The following is a 24,152-nucleotide window of genomic DNA, read 5'->3' on the forward strand; positions in this document are numbered from 1 at the left end:
AGCGCCGCCGCCTCCCTTACGCTGACGCCGTGCCGTCCGGCACCGGTCAGGGCTTGGCCGTCATGAGGTCGTCAAGCGGCTGGGTCAGAAGCCCCCTCGCACGCGAGGGGGAGGAGTCACAACCCGTCCAGTATCGGTGATCGGGTCGCCCGCGGGCATCCGCCCCGACGTTGGCCGGTGGATCAGTCCGCCGGGCCGGAGGCGGTCGACTCCTCGTACTGCCGGGGCCGCGTCGCGCGCGTGCCGCGCCCGCGGTGCCCTCCCCCGGTCCGGCGGCCGGGAGGTTCCGCCGCGCGCAGGCGCTGGCTGATCACCTGGGAGATGCCGTCGCCCTTCATGGTCACGCCGTAGAGGGCGTCGGCCGATTCCATGGTCAGCTTCTGGTGGGTGATCACGATCAGCTGGGAGCTCTCCCGCAGCTCCTCCATGATCCCGATCAGCCGGCGCAGGTTGGTCTCGTCCAGCGCCGCCTCCACCTCGTCCATGACGTAGAACGGGCTGGGGCGGGCCTTGAAGATCGACACCAGCAGTGCCACCGCGGTCAGCGAGCGCTCGCCGCCGGAGAGCAGCGAGAGCCGCTTGACCCTCTTGCCCGGCGGACGGGCCTCCACCTCGACGCCGGTGGCCAGCATGTTGTCCGGGTCGGTCAGCACCAGCCGTCCCTCCCCGCCGGGGAAGAGCCGCGCGAAGACGCCCTCGAACTGGGCGGCGGTGTCGTGGTACGCCGAGGTGAAGAGCTGCTCGACCCGCTCGTCGACGTCCTTGACGATGTCGAGGAGGTCCCGCCGGCTCCGCTTGAGGTCGTCCAGCTGCTCGCCGAGGAAGCGGTGCCGCTCCTCCAGCGCCGCGAACTCCTCCAGCGCCAGCGGGTTCACCTTGCCGAGCTGCTGGTAGGCCTTCTCGGCCGCCCTCAGCCGCTTCTCCTGCTCGGCCCGGTCGTACGGGCGCGGCTCGCCGGGCTCCCGCCCGTCCTCGGGCGGCGAGGGCGGGACGAGCCGGTCCGGCCCGTACTCGCCGAGCAGCTCGCCGCCCTCGATGCCGAACTCCTCCAGCGCCCGCGCCTCCAGCTGCTCGATCCGCAGCCGCTTCTCCGCCCGCAGGACCTCGTCCCGGTGCCCGGCGTCGACCAGCTTGTCCAGCTCGGCCTTGAGTTCGCGGCCGTGCTCGCGGTGCTCCCTGAGCTCCGCCTCGCGCTCGGCGCGCGCCTGCTCGACGGCGGCCCGCCCGGCGTCCGCGCGGGCCAGCGACACCTCCAGGCAGGCGAGCAGCAGCCGGGCGCCCGCGGCGACGGCGTTCGCCACCCCGGCGTCGTGCTCGGCACGCCGACGGTGCTCGGCGGCCCGGGCGCGCGCCTCGCGCTCGGCGCGGGCGGCCCGGTCCAGCTGGTCGGCGCGGCCGTTGAGGGCCCGCACCCGCTCCTCGTGGGTGCGTACGGCCAGCCGCGCCTCCAGTTCGGCCTGCCGGGCGGCGGTGGCGGCCCCCGCCAACCGCTGCTGCTCGGCGGCGTCCGGCTCGTCCTCACCCGCGTCCGCCGACTCCTCGGCCGTGGCCAGCCGTTCCGCCAGCTCCTCCGCGGTGGCGAGCAGTTGGGCGAGCCCCTGCTCCGCGCGCCCGGCGGCGGCGGCCAGCCGCTCGGCCTCTCCGGCGGCGGCCCGGGACTGCCCGCCGAGCCGGCCGAGGGCACCCGCCACTTCGGCCCGCTCCTTCTCGGCCTGCCGCCGCCGGTCGGCCAGTTGCTCCAGCTCGGCGGCCGACTCCCCGCGCAGCCCGGTGAGTTCGGCCAGCCGCGCGGCCGCCTCGGTGCAGCGGACGTCCAGCCGCCCGATCGCCCGGGCGGTCTCGTCCACCGCGGCCTGGGTCTCCAGCAGGCTGGGCGCGCCGCCCGAGCCGCCGTGGGCGAAGCCGGCGCCGAGCCGGTCGCCGTCGGCGGTGACCGCGGCCAGGCCGGGGTGGGCGGCGACCACCCGGAGTGCCTCGTCGAGCGTGCCCACCACCGCGACGCCGGCCAGCAGGGCCCGCACCGCCGGCAGCAACTCGGCAGGCCCGTCCACCAGTTCAAAGGCCCAACGGGCACCGGCCGGCAACTCCCCCGGGGCGGGGCCGGGTTCGGGGGCGCCGGCGATCAGCAGCGCGGCCCGCCCCGCGTCCTCCCTGCGCAGCAGCCGCAGCGCCTCGGCGGCGGTGCCGGGCGAGTCGACCGCCACCGCGTCCGCCGCCACCCCGAACGCCGCTGCGAGGGCGGTCTCGTGGCCGGGGGCGACGGTCAGCAGCTCGGCCGCCGGGCCGAGCAGCCCGGCCGGGCGGTCGTCGGACGCCAGCAGCGTGCCGCTGCCGTCCTTGCGGCGCAGGCCGAGCGCCAACGCCTCGTGCCGCGCGGTCAGTCCGGCCCGTTCGCGCTCGGCGGCACCGGCGGTCTCGCGGGCGGCGGCCAGGTCGCGCTCGGCGGCGGCGAGCCGTTCACGGGCGGCCTCGTACGCCGCCTCGGCGCGCTCGTCGTCCCCCGCCGTGCCGTCGACCTGTGCGCGCAGTTCCTCGTACTCCTGCCGGGCGGCCCCGGCGCGCAGCAACGCCTCGTCCCGGGCCTCGGCGAGCCGGCCGATCTCGGCCTCCGCGGCGGCGGCCTTGGAGCGGGCGGCCGCGGCCTGCCCCTGGAGCCGGGCCAGGCCCTCCCGGCGATCGGCGATGGCCCGGGCGGCGTCCTTCAGCCGCCGCTCCTCCGCGTCGAGCGAGCGTTCCAGCCCGCTCCTGGTCTCGACCGCCTCGGCCAGCGCGTACTGCGCCTCCTCCAGCGCCTCGGCCAGCGCGGCCTCCTCCTCCCGGACCCGCCCGGCCTCCCGTTCCAGCTCCTCCGGGTCCCGGCCGGGCCGCTCCTCGACCTGACCGCCCGCGGCCGCGTGCCGGGCCCGCGCCTCGGCCAGGCCGACGGTGCCGCGGGTGCGTTCGGCCAGCGCGGAGAGCCGGTACCAGGTCTGCCGGGCCGCCTCCAGGCTCGGGCCGAGCTGCTGGACCTGCGCCTCCAGCACCGCCTCGCGCTGCACGGCGCGGGCCAGTTCCTGTTCGACGGTGGAGCGGCGCAGCTTGAGCGCCAGCTCGTCGGCGACCTCGGCCTCGACGGCCCGGCGCAGGGTGAGCAGGTCGTCGGCGAGCAGCCGGAGACGGGCGTCGCGCAGGTCGGCCTGGATGCCCGCGGCGCGGCGGGCGATCTTCGCCTGCCGGCCGAGCGGGCCGAGCTGGCGGCGGAGTTCGGCCACCAGGTCCTGGACGCGGTTGAGGTTGACCTGCATCGCGTCCAGCTTCCGCAGCGCCTTCTCCTTGCGCTTGCGGTGCTTGAGGACGCCGGCGGCCTCCTCGATGAAGGCGCGGCGGCCCATCGGGTCGGCGTGCAGGACGGAGTCGAGCTGGCCCTGGCCGACGATGACGTGCATCTCGCGGCCGATGCCGGAGTCGGAGAGCAGCTCCTGGATGTCGAGCAGCCGGCAGGTGTCGCCGTTGAGCGCGTACTCGCTGCCGCCGTTGCGGAACATCGTCCGGGTGATGGTCACCTCGGCGTACTCGATCGGCAGCGCGCCGTCGGAGTTGTCGATGGTGAGGCTGACCTCGGCGCGGCCGAGCGGGGCGCGCCCGCTGGTCCCGGCGAAGATGACGTCCTCCATCTTGCCGCCGCGCAGCGACTTGGCGCCCTGCTCCCCCATCACCCAGGAGAGCGCGTCGACGACGTTGGACTTGCCGGAGCCGTTGGGGCCGACCACGCAGGTGATCCCGGGCTCGAACCGCAGGGTGGTGGCGGAGGCGAAGGACTTGAACCCGCGCAGCGTCAGACTCTTCAGGTGCACGCGCCGGTCTCCTCGTCGCTCGCCAGGGCCCCGGTTTGCGACTGTATCCGGCCCCACCCGCCCCACCTGCCCGGACGCTCCCCGGACACGGGCCGGGACACGACGAAGGGACGCCACACAGGGCGTCCCTTGCAAGCTGCGTCCCTTTCGGGGCGGCTCAGTGCACAGCGGCGTCGATCTACGAGGACCGGGCGGGACTCAGGTGAGAGCCGGCTCCCGCTGGTCCAGATCGATGCTGCTGAGCAGCGAGTGCTCGTCAGCGACAGCGGTGAGAGCGTCGTTCTCAGCCTGCATCCGAAGGAGCTCGGACTCCAGGTCCTGGACGCGCTGCTGAAGCCGTCGCATCTCGGAGAGCATTCGCGGGTCGGGGCCGCCGACGTACCCGAGAAGCGCCTTTGCCATGATGAATGGTCCTCCACGCTGAGTGACCGAACCGGAACGGTACAGGTCTAGGGGGAAGGGGGACGCACGCGCGGCGCGCACCGGCGGTGCTGGCTGGGCACCATGGCACAACCACCGTGAGCTGGGCCCACGGGGTATACGCCTACCGGATAAACGCGGTCGTGTGCGCGGGCTTCAAGCGTCTCACCAAAGACGGAAAGGGTCAACACGATCACCCCACGCTACCGCGCCCCTGTCACCTGCATGGCGGTGTGGTCACGCCAGGCGGTCTCGGGCCGGTCTCCACCAGGTGCTCGTGGATCATCGTTCGATGCGGAGTCAACCACGAGTCTGCCCCGATGGCAACCGCATGACACCGGCAGTTGCCGATCATTTCGGGTGCGGCCCGCGGCGACGGGCCTTTCACCCGCCCGGGTACCCGGTTCAGCGGATCTCGAAGCCCTCGTAGCCGGTGCCGACGGCCGTCCAGATCTCGGTCACCCCGGAGACGGCGCCGGGCGTGTCCGGGCCGCGCAGCAGGGCCAGCAGCTCCTCGCAGTCGACGGCGAGGCCCTCGGCCACCACCTGGACCCGGCCGTCGCCGAGGTTGCTCGCGTACCCGGTCAGGCCGATCTCCAGCGCACGCGCCCTGGTCCACCAGCGGAAGCCGACCTGCTGGACCTTGCCCCGCACCCAGGCGGTCGCCCGGACCGGTTCATCGCTGTGCGCGTCACGACCGTGCATGCCCCGACCCTATCCGGCCCGGCGGCACCCTGCGTCACGGCACCGTGGGGCCCTCCACCGTCCAGCCCGGGCTGTGGATCTCCACGTGGAGGTCCTCGCCCCGCCCCTCCCCGCCGCAGGTCCGGCAGACCCAGGCCGGGTCGTACGGGTGCGGCTCGTGCCCGTCCGGCGTGTGGGAGAAGCTCACCGGCGGCTCGGGGTACAGCCAGCGGTCGCCCCAGCCCAGCAGTGCCTGGGCGAGCGGCGCGAGGTCACGGCCTGCCTCGGTGAGGTGGTACTCGTACCGCGGCGGCCGCTCGCTGTAGGCGCGGCGTTCGACCACGCCCGCCTCCTCCAGGGCCCGCAGCCGGGCGGTGAGCCGGTCGCGCGGCGCGCCGGTGTTGCGGGCGATCCGGTCGAAGCGGTGGTTGCCGTAGAACAGCTCGCGGACGGCGAGCAGCGCCCACTTCTCGCCGACCACGTGCAGCGCGGCGGCGATCGAGCAGGGCCGGCCGGGCAGGACGGGCGGCGCCGAAGGCGTGGGGGAGGTCACAGAACCAGCCTGCCACACAGGGTTGCGTTCTCAAACCCGGCTGCCTCCGCATCCCTCACGGACGGCACGGACCCTTCCGGACGGCACCGCTGTTCCGTACGGCACCACCGCGGTCCGGACGGCGCGGGCTCCTCCGGACAGCGCTGCGGCCCCGCCGGGTGGGTGGCGGGGCCGCAGTGCAGGTGGTCGCGTCCGGCGGGGTCAGAAGCCTCCGCCGAAGTCGCCCCCGCCGCCAAAGTCACCGCCGCCACCGAAGTCGCCGCCGCTGTCGAAGCCGCCGCCGAAGTCGGAGGAGTTGTAGTCGGCACCGGTGTAGTCGCCGCCCTCGTAGCCGGAGCCGGCGTCGACCGGGGCGCCGTAGGCGGGCGTGCTCATCATCGAGCCGAGCATGGTGCCGACCAGCAGGCCGGGCAGCAGGCCGCCGCCGCCGAAGCCGCCGAAGTAGCCGCCCGCCCAGGGGCCGTACGCCGGGCCGGCGTTCCAGTAGGGCTGGGGACCGTGCTCGGTGGGGACGGTCCGGATGTCCGGGTCCTGGCCGGCCGCCAGCCGGTCCGCGTCCGCCCGGCAGACCGGGACGGTGCGCGCGGCGCCGCCGGCGGGGGCCCAGTCGGCGTCCTGCACGGACGGGCCGTGGCGCGGGTCGAAGAAGCACGGCGGACGGCGCTCGGGCAGCGGACGCTTCTCCCGCCGGGCGGCCAGGGTGGCCAGCGCGAACCGGCCGTCCTCCAGCGCCTCGGTGACCGGCTTGACGTCCTCCGGCCCCTTGGCCGCGTCCATGCTCTGCTTGGCCCGCTCGTAGGAGTCGAGCGCGTGCGTGTAGTCGGCGCGCTGGACGTCGTCGGCGTCCGCGGCACCCGGGCTGAAGTCGAGCCGGTCCAGCTCCTCGCCGAAAGCGGTGATGTCCTCGTCCACCACCTGGCGCAGCTGCGCCAGCTCGGCCTGCCGCTGCTGCTCCTTGCGCTTCTTCGCCCGGCGGAAGAGCAGGAAGACGCCGGTGCCGGCCAGCGCCAGCAGGGCCAGCGGGACGACGATCGCGGCGGTGGAGACGCCGCCCCTGGTGCTGTTCACGCCGTGGCCCTTGACCTGCGGGGCCGCGGTGTCGACGAAGTCGTTCAGGGTGGCGTCGATGTCGCCCGGGTGGGAGCGGAAGGCCGCGCCCGCGATGCGTTCGGCGCTCGCGGTGGGCAGCGCCTCGCGGTTGGAGCGGGCCTGGAACTGGTCACCGCGCCAGACGCCGTAGGCACCGTTGATGCCCACCTTGGTGCGCAGGTCGTTGAAGACGGTCTGGGCGCCGTACGGGTCGGCGGCCGGGACCACCGCGACGAAGATCGGCTTGTCCGCCTTGCGGATCTTCTCGGTCAGCGCGTCGGCCTGGCTCTGGCTGAACCTGCCCGTCATCGCCGGGTCGACGTAGACCCGGCCCTGCTTGAGCGTCGCGGCGGCGTCGTCCAGGCCGCCGGCCGCGGAGGCCGCCGGCGCCAGCAGGAGCAGCAGCCCGAGCAGCGCCGCCACCAGGGCCAGGGGCCCGGCGCCCCGGGAACGTCGTCGAGCAAGGGTTCTCATGCCACCGACGCTACCGCTACCGGCGTCCCGGAAGGGCATACCCTTCGCGTACGGGCGGACGGGCGCACCCCCACCGTCCGCCGGGGCCGTTCCCCTCCTCGGGGATGATGTTTCCCTCGACCGCCCCCGAATCGCGCCACCGCCGGGAACCGCGCCACCGGCCCGGACGTACGTTCCGGCGGGCCCGGGTGATCGCGGGGCGGCCGCCGGGCGGTCCGACGCTACCGCGCGACCGGGCATAGTGGTGGCCGCACCTCCTCCCCTTGACCTTCTCTTGACCACTTCTCTCGATCGGAGCACCGGGTGTTCATCGGCCTCGTCACCGCCGTGGCGGCCTCTGCCTGCTACGGCACCGGTTCGGTCCTGCAGGCCGTCGGATCACGGCGCTCCGCCCGGGAGGAGGCCGCCGCCGGGGGCGCCTCGGCCGGCACCACCGCGCACGGCGGGCCAAGCCTCGCCTCCACCGCGAAGGCCGCCGTCACCTGGGAGTTCATCCTCGGCACGGTGCTCGACTTCATCGGGTTCGGGCTCGGCGCGCTGGCCGCGCGGCTGCTGCCGCTGTTCCTCTCGCAGACCATCATCAGCGCCAACCTGGTGATCACCGCGCTGCTGAGCATCAAGCTGCTCGGCCTGCGGCTGAAGCAGCTGGAGTGGGCGTCGATCGGCGTGCTCTGCTCGGCACTCGTGCTGCTGGCCGTCTCGGCGGGCCCGGAGGGCGGCCACCACGCGGCGATGTCCTTCCACTGGTGGCTGCTGCTGATCACCACGGTCCTGCTGGTCGGCGGCAGCCTGCTGGTGCGGCGGATGGGCGCCAATGGCGCGATCGTCGCCGGCCTGCTCTCCGGCCTCGGCTTCGGCGCACTCGGCGTCGGCGTGCGCATCCTCAACGGCGTCGACCCGTTCGAGCTCGGCAAGCTGCTCTCCGACCCGGCCCTGTACGCGATCCTGGTCGGCGGCCTCGGCGGCATGTACGTGCACACCGTCGCGCTGCAGATCGGCTCGGTGAACGGCGCGACCGCCGCCCTGGTGGTCGGTGAGACGGTGCTGCCCGGTGCGGTCGGCGTCATCTGGCTGGGCGACTCCTCGAAGGAGGGCCTCGCCTGGCTCGGCGTGCTCGGCTTCGTGCTCGCCGTCGTCTCGGCGGTCGGCGTCGCCTACTTCGGCCAGGACACCCACGGCCCGGCCGAGTCGGACCACCCGCAGCCCGAGCTCACGAAGCGGTAGGCCCCGCTCAGCCCCCGGTGCGGGCGCGCGGGACGCGCTGGCAGCGGGGGCAGAAGTAGCTGGAGCGGTTCATCCAGGCGGCCCGGCGGATCGCGGTGCCGCAGCGGCGGCAGGGCTCGTCCTCACGGCCGTAGGCGTCGAGGTCGCGGGAGAAGTAGCCGCTCTCGCCGTTCACGTTGACGTAGAGGCTGTCGAAGCTGGTGCCGCCGACGGCGAGGGCCGCGGTCATCACGTCCCGGGCGCCGGCCAGCAGGACGGCGGCCTGCGGGCGGGTGAGCGAGGCGGTCGGGCGGTCGTAGTGCAGCCTGGAGCGCCAGAGCGCCTCGTCCGCGTAGATGTTGCCGACCCCGCTGATCAGGGTCTGGTCGAGCAGCGCCCGCTTGACCGTGGTGCGCCTGGCGCGCAGCGCGGCCACGAAGGCGGCGTCGTCGAAGCGCGGGTCGAGCGGGTCGCGGGCGATGTGCGCGATGGAGACCGGGGTGCCCTCGGGGTCGCCGTCCTCGGCCTCCTCGACGGCCAGCCCGCCGAAGGTCCGCTGGTCGACGAAGCGCAGCTCGCGCCCGCCGTCGGTGAACCGGAGCCGGACCCGCAGGTGGGTCTCGTCGGGCACCGCCGGGTCCTGGACGAGGAGTTGGCCGCTCATCCCGAGGTGGCCGATCATCGAGAATCCCCCGGCCCCCGGTCGGGAGGACCCCCCGTCGGCCTGCGGCCCCGCCCCGGAGCCCGACAACGGCACCCAGAGGTACTTGCCGCGGCGCTGCGCGGTACCGAGCGTGGTGCCGGTCAGCCGCGCGGCGAAGTCGGCCGCACCGGCGGGCTGGCGGCGGACCGCCCGCGGGTGCAGTACGTCGACACCGGCGACCGTCCGCCCGGCGACCCAGTTGGCCAGGCCCCGGCGGACGACCTCTACCTCGGGGAGTTCGGGCACGTGAACCTGCCTCCTGCGACGGGGATCTGCAGGAGGAAGGTTACTGCGTGCACGGGACGCCCTGCCGCGGTGCCCACGGCGGGGCTTGCCGCTCAGGCGCCGCCGGGCAGCCGGTCGGCGTACTTGTCCTTGATCGCCCGCCAGGCGCTCTCCGCGGCCTTCTGCTCGGCTTCCTTCTTGGAGCGGCCGACGCCGCTGCCGAAGCCCTCGCCGGCCACCCGGGCCGCGGCGGTGAAGGTCTTCTCGTGGTCCGGGCCGGACTCCTCGACCACGTACTCCGGCACGCCGATGCCCACCGAGGCGGTCAGCTCCTGGAGGCTGGTCTTCCAGTCCAGGCCGGCGCCCAGCTGCGAGGACTCCTCGATCAGCGGGTCGAACAGCCGGTGGACGAACTCGGTGGCCGCGTCCAGGCCCTGGTCCAGGTAGACGGCGCCGATCACGGCCTCGACGGTGTCGGCGAGGATCGACGACTTGTCGCGGCCGCCGGTACCCTCCTCGCCCTTGCCGAGCCGGATGAAGGTGCCGAGCTCCAGGCCGCGCCCGACATCGGCGAGCGCGCGCGAGTTGACCACCGCGGCGCGCAGCTTGGCGAGCGTGCCCTCCGGGACGTCCGGGTGGACGCGGTAGAGGGTGTCGGTCACCACCAGGCCCAGCACCGAGTCGCCGAGGAACTCCAGGCGCTCGTTGGTGGGCAGCCCGCCGTTCTCGTACGCGTACGAGCGGTGGGTCAGTGCACGTACCAGAAGGGCGCGCTCGAGTGTGTACCCGAGGCGCCCTTCCAGAACGTCGTATTCGGTCGAAGCCGGCCCGCCGGCCCTGCCTCCGTTGGAAGCCGACTTGCGGGAGGAGTTACCGTCCGACATCGATCCGTACACCCCGCCGATCAGACCGAGAGGACCTGGCGACGGTTGTACGTGCCGCAGCTCGGGCACGCGATGTGGCCGAGCTTCGGCTCGTGGCAGCGGTCGCACGCCACGAGGGCCGGAACGACGGCCTTCCAGTTGGAACGGCGGTGGCGCGTGTTGCTGCGCGACATCTTCCGCTTCGGAACAGCCACGGCTACTTCTCCTGGTTCTCGGCGGCACCCTCACGGGTGTCGCTGTTCTTGATCCCGTCACCCTCGTCGCCGGGGGCGGCGGAGAGTCCCTGCAGAGCCGCCCACCTGGGGTCGACGGCGTCGTGGTGGTGCGCCGGGTCGTCGCTCAGGCGCGCTCCGCACTCGGAGCACAGGCCCAGGCAGTCTTCCTGGCACACCGGCTGCAGCGGCAGTGCGAGCACCACCGCGTCACGCAGCACCGGCTGGAGGTCGAAGAAGTCGCCCTCCAGACGGTAAGTCTCTTCTTCCGGGTCCTCGTCGAGGTCCTCGGCCCCGGCGGTCCGGGCGCGGTGACGCTCGTCGGACTCCGGGTAGTAGTACAGCTCCTGGAAGTCGACGTCGAGGTCGTCCTCGACGGGCTCCAGGCACCGCACGCACTCGCCCTCGACGTGGGCCTCGGCCGTGCCGGTGACCAGCACACCCTCGACCACCGACTCCAGGCGGAGCTCCAGCCGGATCTCGCTCTTCTCCGGGACGCCGATCACATCGATGATCCCGAGGCCCTCGGGGGCCTCCAGGGTGCGGGACACCTTGCGCAGCGAGCCCGGGCGACGGCCGAGCTCGTGCGTGTCGAACACGAGGGGGTCGCGGTGGTCGAGGCGGTTCAAGGTGTCCTGACTTCCTGAGAAAACTGATGCGCGGCGCTGCTCACCGGAGGATGCGCGGGCAGACCGACAGCCCGACACGGAGAGGCCGGAGTGGTCAGACTACCGGAGTCTCCCGCCAGGCCCAACTTCGGTCCTTCCGGCCCGACCGGTCCGGCGCCCCGGACCCGGCCGCCGCCGGGCCGGCGCACGGCTCAGCGGCCGCCGAGCTCCCGCAGGCGGGTCATGTCGATCATGCTGGTGTCGAAGAAGCTGGTCTCGTCCAGGCCGGCCTGCTGCTGCTGCGGAAGGGCGGGCGGGTTGGCCGGCTGCTGCGGGTAGCCGTAGGCGTCGTACTGCTGCGCCGGGTAGCCCTGCTGCGGCTGCGGGTAGCCCCCCTGGCCCTCGGGCCCGGGCTGCCCCCATTCGCCCTGCTCCTGCCCGGCCGGGTAGGCCGGCTGCTGCTGCCCGTAGGCGTACTGCGCGCCGTACGGGTCGGCCTGGCCGGCCGGGTCGTAGCCGCCGCCGTACACCTCGGCGTACTGCCCGCCGGGCTGCTGCGCGGCCGCGGCGTACTGGTCGGTGCCGGGAGCCTGCCAGCCGGCCGCGGCCGGGGTCTGCTCGGGCCAGGTCTGCTGCTGCGGGACGTCCTCGCGGTACCAGGCGATGTCGTCGCCATTGGCCTCCGCGGCGAAGCCGGCGGCGACCGCCTCGGCCCGGTCCTTGGCCTGCTGGGCCTGGTCGGCGGCGGCCAGGTAGGCGCCCAGCTCGTCGATCGGGGCCTTGCCGAGCAGCTTGTCGCGGCCCTTGCCGACGGCCTCCAAGGTCGCGCTGAGCACGTTCTCCAGGGTGGCGAGCTTCACGTCGACGTACTCGTCGACCTCGGGGCTCGGGGTGATCCTGGGCTGCGGCCGGAACTCCTCGCCGTCGCCCTCGCCGTCGTACTCGGTCTCGAAGACGCTGGAGTCGCCGCGCAGCTTGGTCCGGCCGCGGCCGACGGCGCCGAGCGTCTTGGTGAGCACGACCTCGAAGTTGGCGAGCTTGCTGTCGACGTAGTCGTCGGCCTCGGCGCGCTTGGTCTCGGCCTCGGCGCGCGCCTCGGCGAGGATCCGGTCCGCCTCGGCCTGGGCCCGGCGGACCACCTCGGTGTCCGAGATCAGCGAGCCGCGCTCGGCGTGCGCGCCCTGGATGATCCGGTCGGCCTCGGCCTCGGCGTCCGCCACCACCTGCTCGTGGTCGGCCATCACCGACTGGGCGTGGGCCAGCTCGGCGGGCAACGCCGACCTGAGGTCCTGGAGCAGGCCGACCAGCTCGGCCCGGTTCACCACGCAGGAGGCCGACATGGGCATCGAGCGGGCGTTCTCGACGGCCGCGACGATCTCGTCGACCTTGTTCTGCACGTCCACGGGGCTCCGTCTTTCCGTGTGCCGCCGACGGTCCGGCGGAGGCAGGCCCGGCGCGGTGGACCTCACCGCAGGGCAGGGAGTACAGACTGTACGGCCACTGCGGGGCGAGGTCACAACGCCCGGACCGGCCCGCCCGGACGCACCCGGGACAAGTGGTGACGAACCGGCAGAAACGGACGCACCCGTTCCGCGGCCGCTACTGCTGCGCCCGGCGCTCCGCGATCCGCTCGACCAGCCGGCGGTGCACCGTCTCCGGCAGCAGGTGCGAGACGTCGCCCCCGTACGAGGCGACCTCCTTGACCAGCGTGGAGGAGAGGAAGCTGTACGTCGGCGAGGTCGGCAGGAACAGCGTCTCGACGCCGGTCAGCCCGTGGTTCATCTGGGCCATCTGCAGCTCGTAGTCGAAGTCGCTGACGGCGCGCAGGCCCTTGACGATCGCCGGGATGCCGCGCTCCCGGCAGAAGTCCACCAGCAGGCCGAGGTGCGACTCGACCACGATGTTGCCGTACTTGGCGGTGGTCTCCTCGATGAGCTCGATCCGCTCCTCGATGGTGAACATGCCCTGCTTGTTCCGGTTGATCGCGACCGCGACATGCACCACGTCGTACAGCTTCGAGGCCCGCTCGATGATGTCGAGATGACCGTTGGTGATCGGGTCGAACGATCCGGGGCAGACGGCGCGGCGCATGGCGTGGATGCTCCCTCGTGGGGTGACGGGTGCTGCGGGCCTCCTCGGCCCGCTACGGGATCTGGCGGGCCTCGGCGGCGGCGCGACCGTACCAGAGCGTGCCCTCGCCGTAACGGCGGGAACGCAGCTCCTCGAAGCCTTCGGGCCAGCCGAACGCGCCGCCTCGGGTGCTGCGCTCCACGGTGACGAGTGCTTCGTCCGCGAGCCAGCCCCCGGCGAGGAGTGTGATCAGCATCTCGCGCACCTCGTCGTCGGTGACGACGTACGGCGGATCGAGGAAGACCAGGTCGTACGGGGTCTCCGGGGTCGGGCCGGCGATCACCTTCTCGGCACGGGCGGCCTGCACCACCGCGCCGGTCAGGCCGACGGTCCGCACGTTCTCCCGGATCACCCGGGCCGCCTGTCCGTCCGCCTCGACCAGCAGGACGTGCTCGGCGCCGCGCGACAGCGCCTCCAGGCCGACCGCACCCGATCCGCCGAAGAGGTCCAGCATCCGGGCCCCGTGCAGGGTGCCGCGGAGCGCCTCCAGGGTGGAGAACATCGCCTCACGGGCCTTGTCGGAGGTCGGGCGGGTGCCCCGGCCGGGCGGTACGGCGAGCCGGCGGCCGCCGGCCGCCCCGGCGATGACGCGGGTCATGGTGGTGGGAGGTCCTTTCGTCGCTGCCCGCCCACGCTATACGGACGGTGCCCCGCCGGTCCGACCGGCGGGGCACCGCGTCACGCGGTCAGCTCGCGTCCGCCGCCGCGGCCTGCGCCGGGACCGCCGCGCCGAGCAGCGCCGGCGAGGCGTAGCGGGACCACGAGAGGCAGCCGTCGGGCGGGCAGAACTCGGGGCGGCGCGGGTCGTGCCCGAGCTCGCGCAGCTTGGTGCGGACGGAGTCGGGGGTACGGCCGAAGCGGGCGGCGATCCGGGCGACGGTCTCGCCGTCGTGGAACCGCCGGACCAGCTCCTCCTCATGCTGCGGCACCCAGGGGGCGCCGTGGCCGGGGTACAGCTCGCGCAGCACGTCGCGGTCGGGGATGGGCTCGGAGACGTCGGCGACGATCGCCAGCGCCCGGAGCGCGCGGTTGAGCGCGATCCGCAGCGAGGCGACGTCCTCGACCGGCAGGCGGAGCTTGCCCGAGGCGAGCGGCGCGGCGGCCGCCCCCTCGCGCCAGCCGGTCAGGGTGAGGGTGACCTCGCGGTCGTCGTCGCTGGCGAGTTCGATCCGGAAGACCTTGTCGCCCAGCGGGAGCTCGTTGAGATGACGGAATGCCATGGCAGGACCCCCAAGTGTCGTGCCAGGTACGCACCTTGAGGGTGCGCCCTGAACAACTACATTCTCTCGCGGGGGTCTGACAATCCGGGGGCCCGGCCCGGCCCTCAGCCCTTCTCCATGTAGGCGGCGCGGTCCGCGTCGAGCAGGCTCTCCAGTGCGGTGCGCAGGTCCGGGTGGGCGGCCAGCGCCGGGTCCTCCGCGACCAGCCGAGTGGCCTCGGCCCGGGCGGTCACGATGACCTCCTCGTCCTCCAGCACCGAGAGCACCTTCAGCGAGGACTTCACCCCGGACTGCGCCTGGCCCAGCACATCGCCCTCACGGCGCTGTTCGAGGTCGATCCGGGACAGCTCGAAGCCGTCCAGCGTGCCGGCCACCGCGTCCAGCCGGGCCCGGGCGGGGCTGGCCGCCGGCATGTCGCTGACCAGCAGGCAGAGGCCGGCCGCGCAGCCGCGCCCGACCCGGCCGCGCAGCTGGTGCAGCTGGGAGACGCCGAAGCGGTCCGCGTCCATGATCACCATCGCGGTGGAGTTCGGGACGTTCACGCCGACCTCGATCACCGTGGTGGCCACCAGGACGTCCACCTCACCGGCGGCGAACCGGCGCATCACCTCGTCCTTGGCGTCGGGCGCCAGCCGGCCGTGCAGGATCTCCACCCGCAGCCCGGCCAGCGGGCCCTTCGCCAGCATCTCCGCGGTCTCCACCACGGAGAGCGGGGGCCGCCGCTCGTCGCTCCCGGCGCCCACGTCCTCCAGGTCGTCCTCGGCGGCCGGGGCCTGGCGCTTCTTCTTCGCCGCCTTCGGGTCGGCGGGCTCCTCGTCCCCGATCCGGGGGCAGACCACGTACGCCTGGTGGCCCTTGGCCACCTCCTCGCGGACCCGCTCCCAGGCCCGGGCCAGGAAGTTGGGCTTCTCCACGGCCGGGACGACGTGGGTGGAGATCGGCGAGCGGCCGGCCGGCAGCTGGTCCAGCACGGACGTCTCCAAGTCCCCGAAGACGGTCATCGCGACGGTGCGCGGGATCGGGGTGGCCGTCATCACCAGCAGGTGCGGCGGCTGCTCCCCCTTGGCGCGCAGCGCGTCCCGCTGCTCGACGCCGAAGCGGTGCTGCTCGTCCACCACCACCAGGCCGAGGTCCTGGAACTGCACCTTGTCCTCGATCAGCGCATGGGTGCCGATCGCGATGCCCGCGTCCCCGCAGGCCATGTCCAGCAGCGCCTGGCGGCGGGCCGGGACGCCCATCGAGCCGGTCAGCAGCACCACCCGGGTGCCGAGGTCGGAGCCGCCGAGCATGCCGCCCTCGGCGAGGTCCCCCATCATCTCGACGACCGAGCGGTGGTGCTGCTGGGCCAGCACCTCGGTGGGCGCCAGCAGCACCGCCTGGCCGCCGGCGTCGACCACGGCGAGCATGGCGCGCAGCGCGACCAGTGTCTTCCCCGAGCCGACCTCGCCCTGGAGCAGCCGGTGCATCGGGTGCTCGCTCGCCAGGTCGGCGGCGATCTCGGCGGAGACCTTCTCCTGGCCCTCGGTGAGGGTGAACGGCAGCCGGGCGTCGAAGGCGTCCAGCAGTCCGCCCTCGCGGGCCCTGCGCGGCTTGGCGGGCAGGGCGGAGTCGGCCGCCCGGCGCTGGGCGAGCGCGACCTGGAGGACGAACGCCTCGTCCCACCGGAGCCGGCCCTGGGCGCGCTCGCGGTCGGCCTGGCTGCGCGGGCGGTGGATCAGCTCCAGGGCCTCGGGCAGCGGGATCAGGTCGTGCCGCTCGCGCAGCTCGGCGGGCAGCGGCTCGCCGACGTCGCCGAGGTGCTTGGTGAGGGCCGTCTCGATGCAGATCGACAGCTTCCAGCTGGGCATCTGCGCGCTCGCGCCGTACACCGGGATGAGCCGGCCGGCGAACTGCTGCGCGGCGTCCGACCCGGCCTCCTCGTCGAGGAGTTGGTAGTCCGGCGAGACCAGCTGGCGGGTGCGGTTGAAGACGCCGACCTTGCCGGCGAACAGGCCCTGGGCGCCGGCCTTGAGGTCCTTCTGCCGCCACCCCTGGTTGAAGAAGACCAGCGAGAGCCGGCTGCGGCCGTCGGTGACGACCACCTCCAGGCGGTCCCCCTTGCGGCCGCGGAACGGGATCAGGGTGACCTTCTCGATCCTGGCCAGCACGGTGACGTGCTCGTCGATCTCCAGCTCGTCCAGGCTGGTGAGCTGGCCGCGTTCAACGTAGCGGCGCGGATAGTGGTGCAGCAGGTCCCCGACCGTGCGCAGCTTGAGGCTGTCGGCGAGCACCTTGGCGGTCCGGTCGCCGACGAGCTTGGTCAGTGGTTCATCGAGAGCGCCCATCAGGCCCTTGTTTACACCACCGGACCGACAATCCGGGCACGGCCCAGCCGGGCCGCCGCGCCCCGGCGACCGGCTACTCCACCCCGATGAGCAGCGGCGCGGACTCCTGGCCGCCGTGGAAGACCACCGCGTCGACCTCGGGCCTGCGGTGCCGGGCGTGCGCGACCAGCTCCTCGGCGAGGCCCTCGGGCGCGCCCCCGCCCAGGATCAGGGTGACCAGTTCGCCGCCGGCGCCGAGCATCCGGTCCAGCACCATCGTCCCGACCTCGGCCGGGCCGGTGCCGATCACCACGACGTCCCCGTCTATCAGCCCGAGCACGTCCCCGGCCTGGCAGACGCCCGCCATCGTCCAGGACTCCCCCTCGGCGACGGCGAGTTCGGCGTACCGGGTGGCACCGGCCGCCGAGGTCATGGCGACGACGTCCTCGTCGAAGCGCCGGCCGGCCTCGTGCACGGCGAGCGCGGCCAGGCCCTGGACCGGCGAGCGGGTCGGCAGGACGGCGATCCGCACGCCCTCCTCGCGCAGCTGGTCGGCGGCGGCGCCGGCGGCGGCCCGCAGTTCGGGGTCGTTGAGCAGCAGGACGACCTCGCGGGCGCCGGCCCGGCGGACGGCGGCGGCCAGTTCGGCGCTGGCCGGCGGGCGGTCCGGGTCGGCGTGCAGGACGACGGCGCCGGCCTGCACGCAGAGTTCGGCCAGGCCGGTGCCGGAGACCACCGAGAGCACCGCCCTGGTGCGCTCCTCCCGCTCGCCCCGGTCGTCGGCGGTGCCGGAGCGGGCGGCGGCCTCGGCGAAGTGGGTGATCCGGATCTGGTGCGGCCGCCCGGCGTCGACCCCGGCCTCGACGGCGGCGCCCGCGTCGTCCACGTGCACGTGGACGTTCCAGAGGCCGTCGCCGCCGCCGACCACCAGCGAGTCGCCGAGCGCGGCGAGCCGCTCGCGCAGCGCGGGCAGGGCCGTGTCGGGGGCGTCCAGCAGGTAGATCACCTCGAAGGCGGGGTGGCCGGGGCCGGGCGGCCGGACGTGGCTCTCGCAGCGCTCCGCGAGCCGGACGTCCCCGCGCAGCGCGACCGGGCCCATCGGCTGGTGGCCGGCGACGGCGTCGGCGAGGGCGCCCAGGACGGCGACCAGGCCGCGGCCGCCGGCGTCCACCACCCCGGCCTCGGCCAGGACGGAGAGCTGCTCGGGGGTGTGCCGCAGCGCGTCCCGGGCGGCCCGGTAGGCGGTGTCGGCGACGTGGCCGAGGCCGTCCCCGGCCCGGACGGCCTCCCTGGCGGCGACCCGGGCGACGGTCAGCAGCGTCCCCTCGACCGGCTCGGCGACGGCCTGGTAGGCGGAGTCGGCGGCCCGCTGGAGGGCGGACCGCAGCTGGTCGGCGCCGCCGCCCTCGGCCAGCTTCTCGGCGGTGCCGCGCAGCCACTGGGCGAGGATCACCCCGGAGTTGCCGCGCGCGCCGATCAGCGCGCCGCGGGCCATCTCCCGGACCGCCTCGGCGAGGCCGGGCGGCGGGCCGGCGGCGGGGTCGGTGAAGCGACTCTCCACGGCGGCGGCGGCCGACTCCACGGTCAGGTAGAGGTTGGTGCCGGTGTCGCCGTCCGGGACGGGGTAGACGTTGAGTGCGTCGATCTCCTCGCGGGCCTGGCCGAGCGCACGCAGGGCCAGCTGGCACCAGCTGCGCACGGCCGGGGCGTCGAGCGTGTGCAGCACCAGGTCTCCTCCGGATGGGACGCCGCGACGGCCTGAGGGGCAGCAACACATTCAGGGCAGCGGCGAGGGGTGATACCGGCAGGTTATCGGGGGCCGGGGGCGGGTGCCGGGGGCAGCGGGAGCAGCGATCACCTGCGCGGTCGTGGTAGTTTCGTTGAACGGAAGCAAGCGTTGTATGCTCTTCCGGTTGCCTGGAACAGTCCAGGCTCACCCCCTTGGTCCGGTCTGGTTCACGTGAGTGCTCCGGTGGGTCGGCGGGGTTTCGAACGTAAATGATCTGAAGTCTTGGAGTGACTCCTGTGGCTGCCAACTGCGACGTCTGCGGCAAGGGGCCGGGCTTCGGCAACAGCATCTCCCACTCTCACCGCCGTACCCCCCGTCGTTGGAACCCCAACATCCAGACGGTGCGCGCTGTGATTGGGCGGACGCCGAAGCGGCTCAACGTCTGCACCTCGTGCATCAAGGCCGGTAAGGTCTCGCGCTGACGCGCAGACCGGTATGCCGGTCCTCCAGTGAGCCGGTCCATCCTCGGATGGACCGGCTTTCTGTCTCTCCGGCAAACCTGCCGACCTCTGCCGAAGGGCGGGCCTCCGGGCCCGCCCTTCGGACGTTTCAGCGCCAGCGCCAGGCGTGGTCGACCGGGCCGATGCCGGCGCCCAGCGCGAAGCCGCCGGCGATCGCGCCGGTGATGTACTCCTTGGCCGAGGCCACCGCCTCGGGCAGCGGCTCGCCCTTGGCCAGCCCGGCGGCGATCGAGCTGGCCAGCGTGCAGCCGGTGCCGTGGGTGTGCCGGTTGTCGTAGCGGGGGGCGCGGTACCAGTACTCCTCGCCCGCGCCGCCGTAGAGCAGGTCGGCGGCCTCGCCCTCCAGGTGCCCGCCCTTGACCAGCACCCAGCGCGGCCCGAGGTCGAGCAGCGCCTTGGCCGCGTCCAGCATCTGGCCCTCGTGCTCGACGGTGCGACCGGTGAGCTGCGTCACCTCGTGCAGGTTGGGCGTGGCGAGGGTGGCGACCGGCAGCAGCCGCTCCCGGACGGTGGCGACGGCCTCGGCGGCCAGCAGCGCGTCGCCGTGCTTGGAGACGCCGACCGGGTCGACCACCACCGGGGCGTCCACCCCGGCCAGCAGTTCGGAGACGGTCTCGACCAGCTCGATCGAGGCGAGCATGCCGGTCTTCACGGCCTGGACGCCGATGTCGTCCACCACGCTGCGGAACTGGGCCCGGACCGCCTCGGCCGGCAGCTCCCAGTAACCCTGGACGCCGAGCGAGTTCTGCGCGGTGACGGCGGTGATCACGCTCATGCCGTGGACGCCGAGGGCGAGCATCGCCTTCAGGTCGGCCTGGATCCCGGCGCCGCCGCCGGAGTCGGAGCCGGCGACGGTGAGGACGCGGGGGGGTGCCGTACGGGGAGGCACTTCGGAGGGGCCGAGCGGAGCGCGGCCACCGGGGGCGGGGGCGGGCGACGGGAGGGACATGCGCTCAACCTACCCCCGACCGCTCAGAGCACGGCCTCCGATTCCGCCCAGCGGTCCTGCGGCACGGTCTTGAGCCGGGTGACCGCCTCGGCGATCGGCACCAGCACGATGTCGTTGCGGCGCAGCGCGGTGAAGTGGCCGAACGCGCCTTTGTGGACGGCCTCCACCGCGTGCCAGCCGAACCGGGAGGCGAGCACCCGGTCGCGGGCGGTGGGGGTGCCGCCGCGCTGGGTGTGGCCGAGGATGACCGGCCGTGCCTCCTTGCCGAGCAGGTTCTCCAGCTCGTGGGCGAGCCGGTTGCCGATCCCGCCGAAGGTCTGGTGCCCGAACTGGTCGACGTCGCCGTGGTCGAAGCGCAGGGTGCCGGGCAGCGGGGCGGCGCCCTCGGCGACGGCGATGATGGCGAACTTCTTGCCGCGGGAGAAGCGGTCCTCGACCATCCGGGCCACCGCCTCGATGTCGAACGGCCTCTCCGGGATGAGGATGCCGTGGGCGCCGCCCGCCATGCCTGCGGTGAGGGTGATCCAGCCGGTGTGCCGGCCCATCAACTCCACCACCATCACGCGCTGGTGGGACTCGGCGGTGGTCTTCAGCCGGTCGATCGCCTCGGTGGCGACGTGCACCGCGGTGTCGAAGCCGAAGGTGACGTCGGTGGCGTCGATGTCGTTGTCGATGGTCTTCGGGACCCCGACCACCGGCAGTCCGGCGTCGCTGAACATCCTGGCCGCGGTCAGCGTGCCCTCGCCGCCGATCGCGATCAGCGCGTCGATGCCGATGTCCCGGGCGAGGGTCTGCGCGTTCTCCACGGCCCAGGCGATCCGCTCGCGCTTGACCCGGGCCGAGCCGAGGATGGTGCCGCCGAGGGTCAGCAGACCGGTGACGTCGTCGTGCGAGATCGGCCGGGTGCGGCCCTCGATCAGGCCGAGGAAGCCGTCCTCGATGCCGATGATCTCGTCGCCGTGGACGTCCGTGCCCCGGTGCACCACCGAACGGATCACCGCGTTGAGGCCGGGGCAGTCGCCGCCGCTGGTCAGAACACCGATGCGCATGGTGGGTGGGCTCTCCCGCTCTGCAGTGGTTCAGACCACCCGCGCCGGACGGGCGGGCGGGATCGGTTCGGCGCAAGCCTACGCCGTCCTCCCGCCCGGGCCCGTGTGCCGCTCGCCGGAGTGCCGCGCGCCGTCCGTACGCCGCCGCCCGCCGGGTGCGGCCGCCCGGCCGGTCCGGTCACTCGGCGAAGTGGTCCCAGCCGCCGACCCGGTCCCACGCCTGCCCGTCCACCGTCACCCGGCCGCCGCGGGCCGCCCGGGCGCGGGCCGTGACCTCGCCCACCACCCTCCAGCGGGCGGGGAGTTGGGCCCCGCGCGGGAAGGTGGCGACGATCGCGTGGTCCTCGCCGCCGGAGAGCACCCAGACCAGCGGGTCCACCCCGACCGCCTGGCCGATGTCGGCCATCTGGGCCGGGACGTCGAAGTCGGCGGCACGCAGGTCGATGTCCACGCCGCTGGCCCGGGCGACGTGGCCGAGGTCGGCCACCAGCCCGTCGCTCACGTCGACCATCGCGGTGGCGCCCAACTCGGAGGCCGCCGGGCCCGCGTGGTACGGCGGCTCGGGCCGACGGTGCGCCTCGACGAAGGCGCGCGGCGAGCGGAAGCCGCGCTGGAGCACGGTCAGACCGGCGGCGGACCAGCCGAGCCAGCCGGTGACCGCGACCACGTCGCCCACCTGGGCCCCGGCGCGCGTCACCGGCGCGCGCCCCTGAAGGTCCCCGAGCGCCGTGATGGCCAGCGTGATGACGTCGCCGCGCACCACGTCGCCGCCGACCACCGTCGCACCGGCCACCTGGCACTCGTCGCGCAGTCCGTCCATCAGCTCGGTGGCCCAGGTGGTGGGCAGGTCGGCGGGGGCGACGAGCCCGAGCAGTATCGCGGTCGGCACCGCGCCCATCGCGGCGACGTCGGCGAGGTTCTGGGCGGCGGCCTTGCGGCCCACGTCGTAGGCGGTCGACCAGTCCCGGCGGAAGTGCCGGTTCTCGATCAGCACGTCCGTGGTCGCCACCACCCGGCCGTCCGGCGCCTTCACCACGGCGGCGTCGTCGCCCGGGCCGAGGTCGACCGCGTCGGTGAGCGGCACCCGGGCGGTCAGCTCCCTGATGAGGCCGAACTCGCCGAGCTCGCCCACGGTCCCCTGCATCTGCCGTCCTCTCGCGTTTCCATCAGAACTCGTTGTCCGCGCACCCCCGCGCGCAGCGTACGCCCTCCACGGGTGCAGAGGTCTCCCCTCCCCGGCCCGCTGCGCGGTAGCGTGGTGATCAGTCTGCCGGTGAGCCCGCTCCCACCCCCGACACCTGCCCGGGCGATCACGGCGGCAGTCCCCGTACCCAGCCGCCGGGAGGTCCCCCCGTGGTACAGGCATACATCCTGATCCAGACCGAGGTCGGCAAGGCCACCGCCGTGGCCGATGCCATCTCCAAGATCCCCGGTGTCCTCCAGGCCGAGGACGTCACCGGCCCGTACGACGTGATCGTGCGGGCGGAGGCCTCGACCGTGGACGACCTCGGCCGCCTGGTCGTGGCCAAGGTCCAGCAGGTCGAGGGCATCACCCGGACCCTCACCTGTCCGGTGGTCCACCTGTAAGGCCCGGCTACCATCGGCGGGTGGCCCGAGAACTCCGCGTCCCCCGCTTCCTGGCGGCACTGCCGGCCCCGGTCCGGTGGCTGGCACTGCCGCTTGCGCTGATCTGCACCGTGGTGGTGCTGCTCGGCAGCTGGAGCGTGCCCGCGAAGATCGAGGTGCCCGAGCCGGCCCCCAAGGCGGCCGGGTACTGCCGGGCGCTGGCCGCCGCACTGCCGCAGGAGCTGCTCGGCCACGCCCGCAAGGACCCGTCGCCGGCCTCCCCGTACGTGGCCGCGTGGGCCAGCTCGCCGCGCACCGTGCTGCGCTGCGGCGTGGACCGCCCGGAGGAGCTGAACGGCCCCGCCGCGAGCGACTGGTCCCCCACCGTCAACGACGTCACCTGGTGGCAGCAGAAGCTGGACGACGGCGGCTACCGGTTCACCTCGACGATGCGCAAGGCCTACGTCGAGATCACCGTGCCCCGCGGCGCCTTCGGCAACCCGCTGGACCCGGTCTCCGCCCTCTCCGACCTGGTGAAGGCCAACATCCCGTAGGTACGGGCGACGGGACCGGTCGGTACGACCGCGCGAAGGGCGGGCCGGGAGCTTCCCGGCCCGCCCTTCGTCCCTCCGTGCGCGGCTGTTACCGCAGGCCGGTCGAGCGGCGCAGCGCCGCCTGGAGCAGCCGGTCGATCAGCTCCGGGTACGACAGCCCGGTGGCCTCCCACATCTTCGGGTAGGCCGAGATCGGGGTGAAGCCGGGCATGGTGTTGATCTCGTTGATGATCCAGCTGCCGTCGTCCAGCAGGAAGAAGTCGACCCGGGCGAGGCCCTCGCAGCCGAGCGCCTCGAAGGCCTCGACCGCCTGGCGGCGGATCTCGGCGGTCTCCGCCTCGGTGAGCTCCGCGGGGACGCGGACCTCGGAGGAGTCGATGTACTTGGCCTCGAAGTCGTAGAACTCGTAGTCGCCGCCGACCAGCACCTCGGCCGGCACGCTGGCCCGCGGGCCGTCCTCGAACTCCAGCACCCCGCACTCGATCTCGCGGCCGGCGACCCCGGCCTCGATGATCAGCTTGGGGTCGTGGCGGCGGGCCTCCTCGATCGCGGCGTCGAGTGCGGCGAGGTCCTTCACCTTGGTGATGCCCATGCTGGAACCGGCCCGGCACGGCTTGACGAAGACCGGCAGGCCCAGCCCGGCGACCCGCTCGCGGACGGCGGCCCGGCCGTCCTCGGTCTCCCACTCGCGCGGGCGGACGATGGTGTACCGGCCGACGCCCAGGCCGTGCGAGGCCAGGATCCGCTTGGTGAACTCCTTGTCCATGCCGACCGCGCTGGAGAGCACGCCGTTGCCGACGTACGGCACGCCGGAGAGTTCCAGCAGGCCCTGGAGGGTGCCGTCCTCGCCCCAGGGGCCGTGCAGCAGCGGGAAGACCACGTCGACCTCGCCGAGCGCCTTGGGGGTGGCCCCCGGCTCGCTGAGGACCACCTCGCGGTGGCCCGGCGCGACCGGCAGCGCGACCTGGCCGTCGACGGCCTCGGCCACCTGCGCCACGTCGGGCATCCGGCCGTCGGTGATGGACATCCGGGCCGGCTCGTCGCCGACCAGGGCCCAGCGGCCCTCCTGGGTGATGCCGATCGGCAGCACGTCGTACTTCTCGCGGTCGATCGCCCTGAGCACACTGCCCGCGGTGACGACCGAGACGCCGTGCTCGGAGCTGCGGCCACCGAAGACGATCGCTACGCGCGGCTTCGCGGACGGGTTCTGGGAGGTCTGTTCGATGCTCATATCGCGTTTGAG

General features: G+C 73.9%; 23 protein-coding genes. 4 read left to right on the forward strand and 19 right to left on the reverse strand.

Features of this window, described 5'->3' with window-relative positions:
• Positions 1–182: 182 nt before the first annotated feature.
• The 5 genes from smc to ACFC1F_RS09155 all read right to left on the reverse strand — a co-directional run bounded on the left by smc (position 183) and on the right by ACFC1F_RS09155 (position 7,053).
• Positions 183–3,833 (reverse strand): chromosome segregation protein SMC, encoded by a 3,651-nt coding sequence (gene smc, locus ACFC1F_RS09135; RefSeq protein ID WP_376156751.1) that lies wholly within the window; start codon positions 3,831–3,833, stop codon positions 183–185.
• A 198-nt stretch (positions 3,834–4,031) separates the two neighbouring features.
• Entirely contained in the window at positions 4,032–4,235 is a 204-nt protein-coding gene (locus ACFC1F_RS09140; RefSeq protein ID WP_148642783.1) for a hypothetical protein, read from the reverse strand.
• 423 nt (positions 4,236–4,658) lie between these two features.
• The gene (locus ACFC1F_RS09145) at positions 4,659–4,958 is read right to left on the reverse strand and encodes an acylphosphatase (protein WP_376156753.1); all 300 of its coding nucleotides are present in this window, start codon (positions 4,956–4,958) and stop codon (positions 4,659–4,661) included.
• A gap of 34 nt (positions 4,959–4,992) precedes the next feature.
• Positions 4,993–5,490, reverse strand: coding sequence for a winged helix-turn-helix transcriptional regulator (locus tag ACFC1F_RS09150; RefSeq protein WP_376156755.1), 498 nt, complete (start codon positions 5,488–5,490; stop codon positions 4,993–4,995).
• A 201-nt stretch (positions 5,491–5,691) separates the two neighbouring features.
• Positions 5,692–7,053: a transmembrane domain-containing protein gene (locus ACFC1F_RS09155; RefSeq protein WP_376156756.1), complete on the reverse strand. Its 1,362-nt coding sequence runs from the start codon at positions 7,051–7,053 to the stop codon at positions 5,692–5,694.
• Positions 7,054–7,356: 303 nt separating this feature from the next.
• Here ACFC1F_RS09155 and ACFC1F_RS09160 point away from each other — a divergent pair, with 303 nt between their 5' ends.
• Positions 7,357–8,277: a hypothetical protein gene (locus tag ACFC1F_RS09160; protein WP_148642786.1), complete on the forward strand. Its 921-nt coding sequence runs from the start codon at positions 7,357–7,359 to the stop codon at positions 8,275–8,277.
• A 7-nt stretch (positions 8,278–8,284) separates the two neighbouring features.
• Here the strand turns inward: ACFC1F_RS09160 and mutM are convergent, their stop codons facing one another.
• The 10 genes from mutM to ACFC1F_RS09210 all read right to left on the reverse strand — a co-directional run bounded on the left by mutM (position 8,285) and on the right by ACFC1F_RS09210 (position 18,318).
• A complete protein-coding gene (gene mutM, locus ACFC1F_RS09165) occupies positions 8,285–9,205 on the reverse strand; it encodes a bifunctional DNA-formamidopyrimidine glycosylase/DNA-(apurinic or apyrimidinic site) lyase (RefSeq protein WP_376156758.1) in 921 nt (306 codons plus the stop codon).
• A gap of 92 nt (positions 9,206–9,297) precedes the next feature.
• Complete coding sequence (rnc, locus tag ACFC1F_RS09170; protein ID WP_376156760.1) at positions 9,298–10,068, reverse strand: ribonuclease III; 771 nt, start codon at positions 10,066–10,068, stop codon at positions 9,298–9,300.
• A gap of 20 nt (positions 10,069–10,088) precedes the next feature.
• Complete coding sequence (gene rpmF / locus ACFC1F_RS09175) at positions 10,089–10,262, reverse strand: 50S ribosomal protein L32 (RefSeq protein WP_030056747.1); 174 nt, start codon at positions 10,260–10,262, stop codon at positions 10,089–10,091.
• A 2-nt stretch (positions 10,263–10,264) separates the two neighbouring features.
• Entirely contained in the window at positions 10,265–10,909 is a 645-nt protein-coding gene (locus ACFC1F_RS09180; protein WP_148642789.1) for a DUF177 domain-containing protein, read from the reverse strand.
• Between the two features lie 191 nt (positions 10,910–11,100).
• Positions 11,101–12,291, reverse strand: a complete 1,191-nt coding sequence (locus ACFC1F_RS09185) for a cell division initiation protein (RefSeq protein ID WP_376156762.1) — start codon at positions 12,289–12,291, stop codon at positions 11,101–11,103.
• A gap of 196 nt (positions 12,292–12,487) precedes the next feature.
• Positions 12,488–12,979 carry a pantetheine-phosphate adenylyltransferase gene (gene coaD, locus ACFC1F_RS09190; RefSeq protein ID WP_148642791.1) on the reverse strand — a complete coding sequence of 164 codons (492 nt, stop codon included), beginning with the start codon at positions 12,977–12,979 and terminating at the stop codon, positions 12,488–12,490.
• 52 nt (positions 12,980–13,031) lie between these two features.
• Complete coding sequence (gene rsmD, locus ACFC1F_RS09195) at positions 13,032–13,616, reverse strand: 16S rRNA (guanine(966)-N(2))-methyltransferase RsmD (RefSeq protein ID WP_209411419.1); 585 nt, start codon at positions 13,614–13,616, stop codon at positions 13,032–13,034.
• Between the two features lie 88 nt (positions 13,617–13,704).
• Complete coding sequence (locus ACFC1F_RS09200; protein ID WP_209411413.1) at positions 13,705–14,238, reverse strand: hypothetical protein; 534 nt, start codon at positions 14,236–14,238, stop codon at positions 13,705–13,707.
• A gap of 104 nt (positions 14,239–14,342) precedes the next feature.
• Positions 14,343–16,562 (reverse strand): ATP-dependent DNA helicase RecG, encoded by a 2,220-nt coding sequence (gene recG, locus ACFC1F_RS09205; protein ID WP_376156764.1) that lies wholly within the window; start codon positions 16,560–16,562, stop codon positions 14,343–14,345.
• Between the two features lie 73 nt (positions 16,563–16,635).
• A complete protein-coding gene (locus ACFC1F_RS09210) occupies positions 16,636–18,318 on the reverse strand; it encodes a DAK2 domain-containing protein (protein WP_376156766.1) in 1,683 nt (560 codons plus the stop codon).
• Between the two features lie 248 nt (positions 18,319–18,566).
• On the opposite strand from ACFC1F_RS09210, the gene rpmB reads away from it, so the two are divergent.
• Entirely contained in the window at positions 18,567–18,752 is a 186-nt protein-coding gene (rpmB, locus tag ACFC1F_RS09215) for a 50S ribosomal protein L28 (protein WP_014138233.1), read from the forward strand.
• Positions 18,753–18,879: 127 nt separating this feature from the next.
• Here rpmB and thiD read toward each other — a convergent pair whose 3' ends face one another.
• The 3 genes from thiD to ACFC1F_RS09230 all read right to left on the reverse strand — a co-directional run bounded on the left by thiD (position 18,880) and on the right by ACFC1F_RS09230 (position 21,933).
• Positions 18,880–19,740: a bifunctional hydroxymethylpyrimidine kinase/phosphomethylpyrimidine kinase gene (gene thiD / locus ACFC1F_RS09220; RefSeq protein WP_209411407.1), complete on the reverse strand. Its 861-nt coding sequence runs from the start codon at positions 19,738–19,740 to the stop codon at positions 18,880–18,882.
• 23 nt (positions 19,741–19,763) lie between these two features.
• Complete coding sequence (locus ACFC1F_RS09225) at positions 19,764–20,789, reverse strand: 6-phosphofructokinase (RefSeq protein WP_209411405.1); 1,026 nt, start codon at positions 20,787–20,789, stop codon at positions 19,764–19,766.
• Positions 20,790–20,967: 178 nt separating this feature from the next.
• The gene (locus ACFC1F_RS09230) at positions 20,968–21,933 is read right to left on the reverse strand and encodes a thiamine-phosphate kinase (protein WP_209411403.1); all 966 of its coding nucleotides are present in this window, start codon (positions 21,931–21,933) and stop codon (positions 20,968–20,970) included.
• Between the two features lie 209 nt (positions 21,934–22,142).
• On the opposite strand from ACFC1F_RS09230, the gene ACFC1F_RS09235 reads away from it, so the two are divergent.
• The gene (locus ACFC1F_RS09235) at positions 22,143–22,376 is read left to right on the forward strand and encodes an Lrp/AsnC family transcriptional regulator (RefSeq protein WP_148642799.1); all 234 of its coding nucleotides are present in this window, start codon (positions 22,143–22,145) and stop codon (positions 22,374–22,376) included.
• Positions 22,377–22,396: 20 nt separating this feature from the next.
• Entirely contained in the window at positions 22,397–22,909 is a 513-nt protein-coding gene (locus ACFC1F_RS09240; RefSeq protein WP_209411402.1) for a DUF3515 domain-containing protein, read from the forward strand.
• 88 nt (positions 22,910–22,997) lie between these two features.
• Here ACFC1F_RS09240 and ACFC1F_RS09245 read toward each other — a convergent pair whose 3' ends face one another.
• Positions 22,998–24,140 carry a D-alanine--D-alanine ligase family protein gene (locus ACFC1F_RS09245; RefSeq protein ID WP_376156769.1) on the reverse strand — a complete coding sequence of 381 codons (1,143 nt, stop codon included), beginning with the start codon at positions 24,138–24,140 and terminating at the stop codon, positions 22,998–23,000.
• Positions 24,141–24,152: the final 12 nt, after the last annotated feature.

The sequence above is a fragment of the Kitasatospora sp. NPDC056181 genome (assembly GCF_042266225.1).
In the GTDB taxonomy this organism is placed as follows: Bacteria; Actinomycetota; Actinomycetes; order Streptomycetales; family Streptomycetaceae; genus Kitasatospora.

Excerpts from the sequence above, each read along its gene's own strand:
- ACFC1F_RS09140 (WP_148642783.1), bottom strand. The coding sequence starts at position 4,235 with ATGGCAAAGGCGCTTCTCGGGTACGTCGGCGGCCCCGACCCGCGAATG.
- ACFC1F_RS09145 (WP_376156753.1), bottom strand. The coding sequence starts at position 4,958 with ATGCACGGTCGTGACGCGCACAGCGATGAACCGGTCCGGGCGACCGCC.
- ACFC1F_RS09155 (WP_376156756.1), bottom strand. The coding sequence starts at position 7,053 with ATGAGAACCCTTGCTCGACGACGTTCCCGGGGCGCCGGGCCCCTGGCC.
- rnc (WP_376156760.1), bottom strand. The coding sequence starts at position 10,068 with ATGTCGGACGGTAACTCCTCCCGCAAGTCGGCTTCCAACGGAGGCAGG.
- coaD (WP_148642791.1), bottom strand. The coding sequence starts at position 12,979 with ATGCGCCGCGCCGTCTGCCCCGGATCGTTCGACCCGATCACCAACGGT.
- rsmD (WP_209411419.1), bottom strand. The coding sequence starts at position 13,616 with ATGACCCGCGTCATCGCCGGGGCGGCCGGCGGCCGCCGGCTCGCCGTA.
- ACFC1F_RS09200 (WP_209411413.1), bottom strand. The coding sequence starts at position 14,238 with ATGGCATTCCGTCATCTCAACGAGCTCCCGCTGGGCGACAAGGTCTTC.
- recG (WP_376156764.1), bottom strand. The coding sequence starts at position 16,562 with ATGGGCGCTCTCGATGAACCACTGACCAAGCTCGTCGGCGACCGGACC.
- ACFC1F_RS09210 (WP_376156766.1), bottom strand. The coding sequence starts at position 18,318 with ATGTGTTGCTGCCCCTCAGGCCGTCGCGGCGTCCCATCCGGAGGAGAC.
- thiD (WP_209411407.1), bottom strand. The coding sequence starts at position 19,740 with ATGTCCCTCCCGTCGCCCGCCCCCGCCCCCGGTGGCCGCGCTCCGCTC.
- ACFC1F_RS09225 (WP_209411405.1), bottom strand. The coding sequence starts at position 20,789 with ATGCGCATCGGTGTTCTGACCAGCGGCGGCGACTGCCCCGGCCTCAAC.
- ACFC1F_RS09230 (WP_209411403.1), bottom strand. The coding sequence starts at position 21,933 with ATGCAGGGGACCGTGGGCGAGCTCGGCGAGTTCGGCCTCATCAGGGAG.
- ACFC1F_RS09245 (WP_376156769.1), bottom strand. The coding sequence starts at position 24,140 with ATGAGCATCGAACAGACCTCCCAGAACCCGTCCGCGAAGCCGCGCGTA.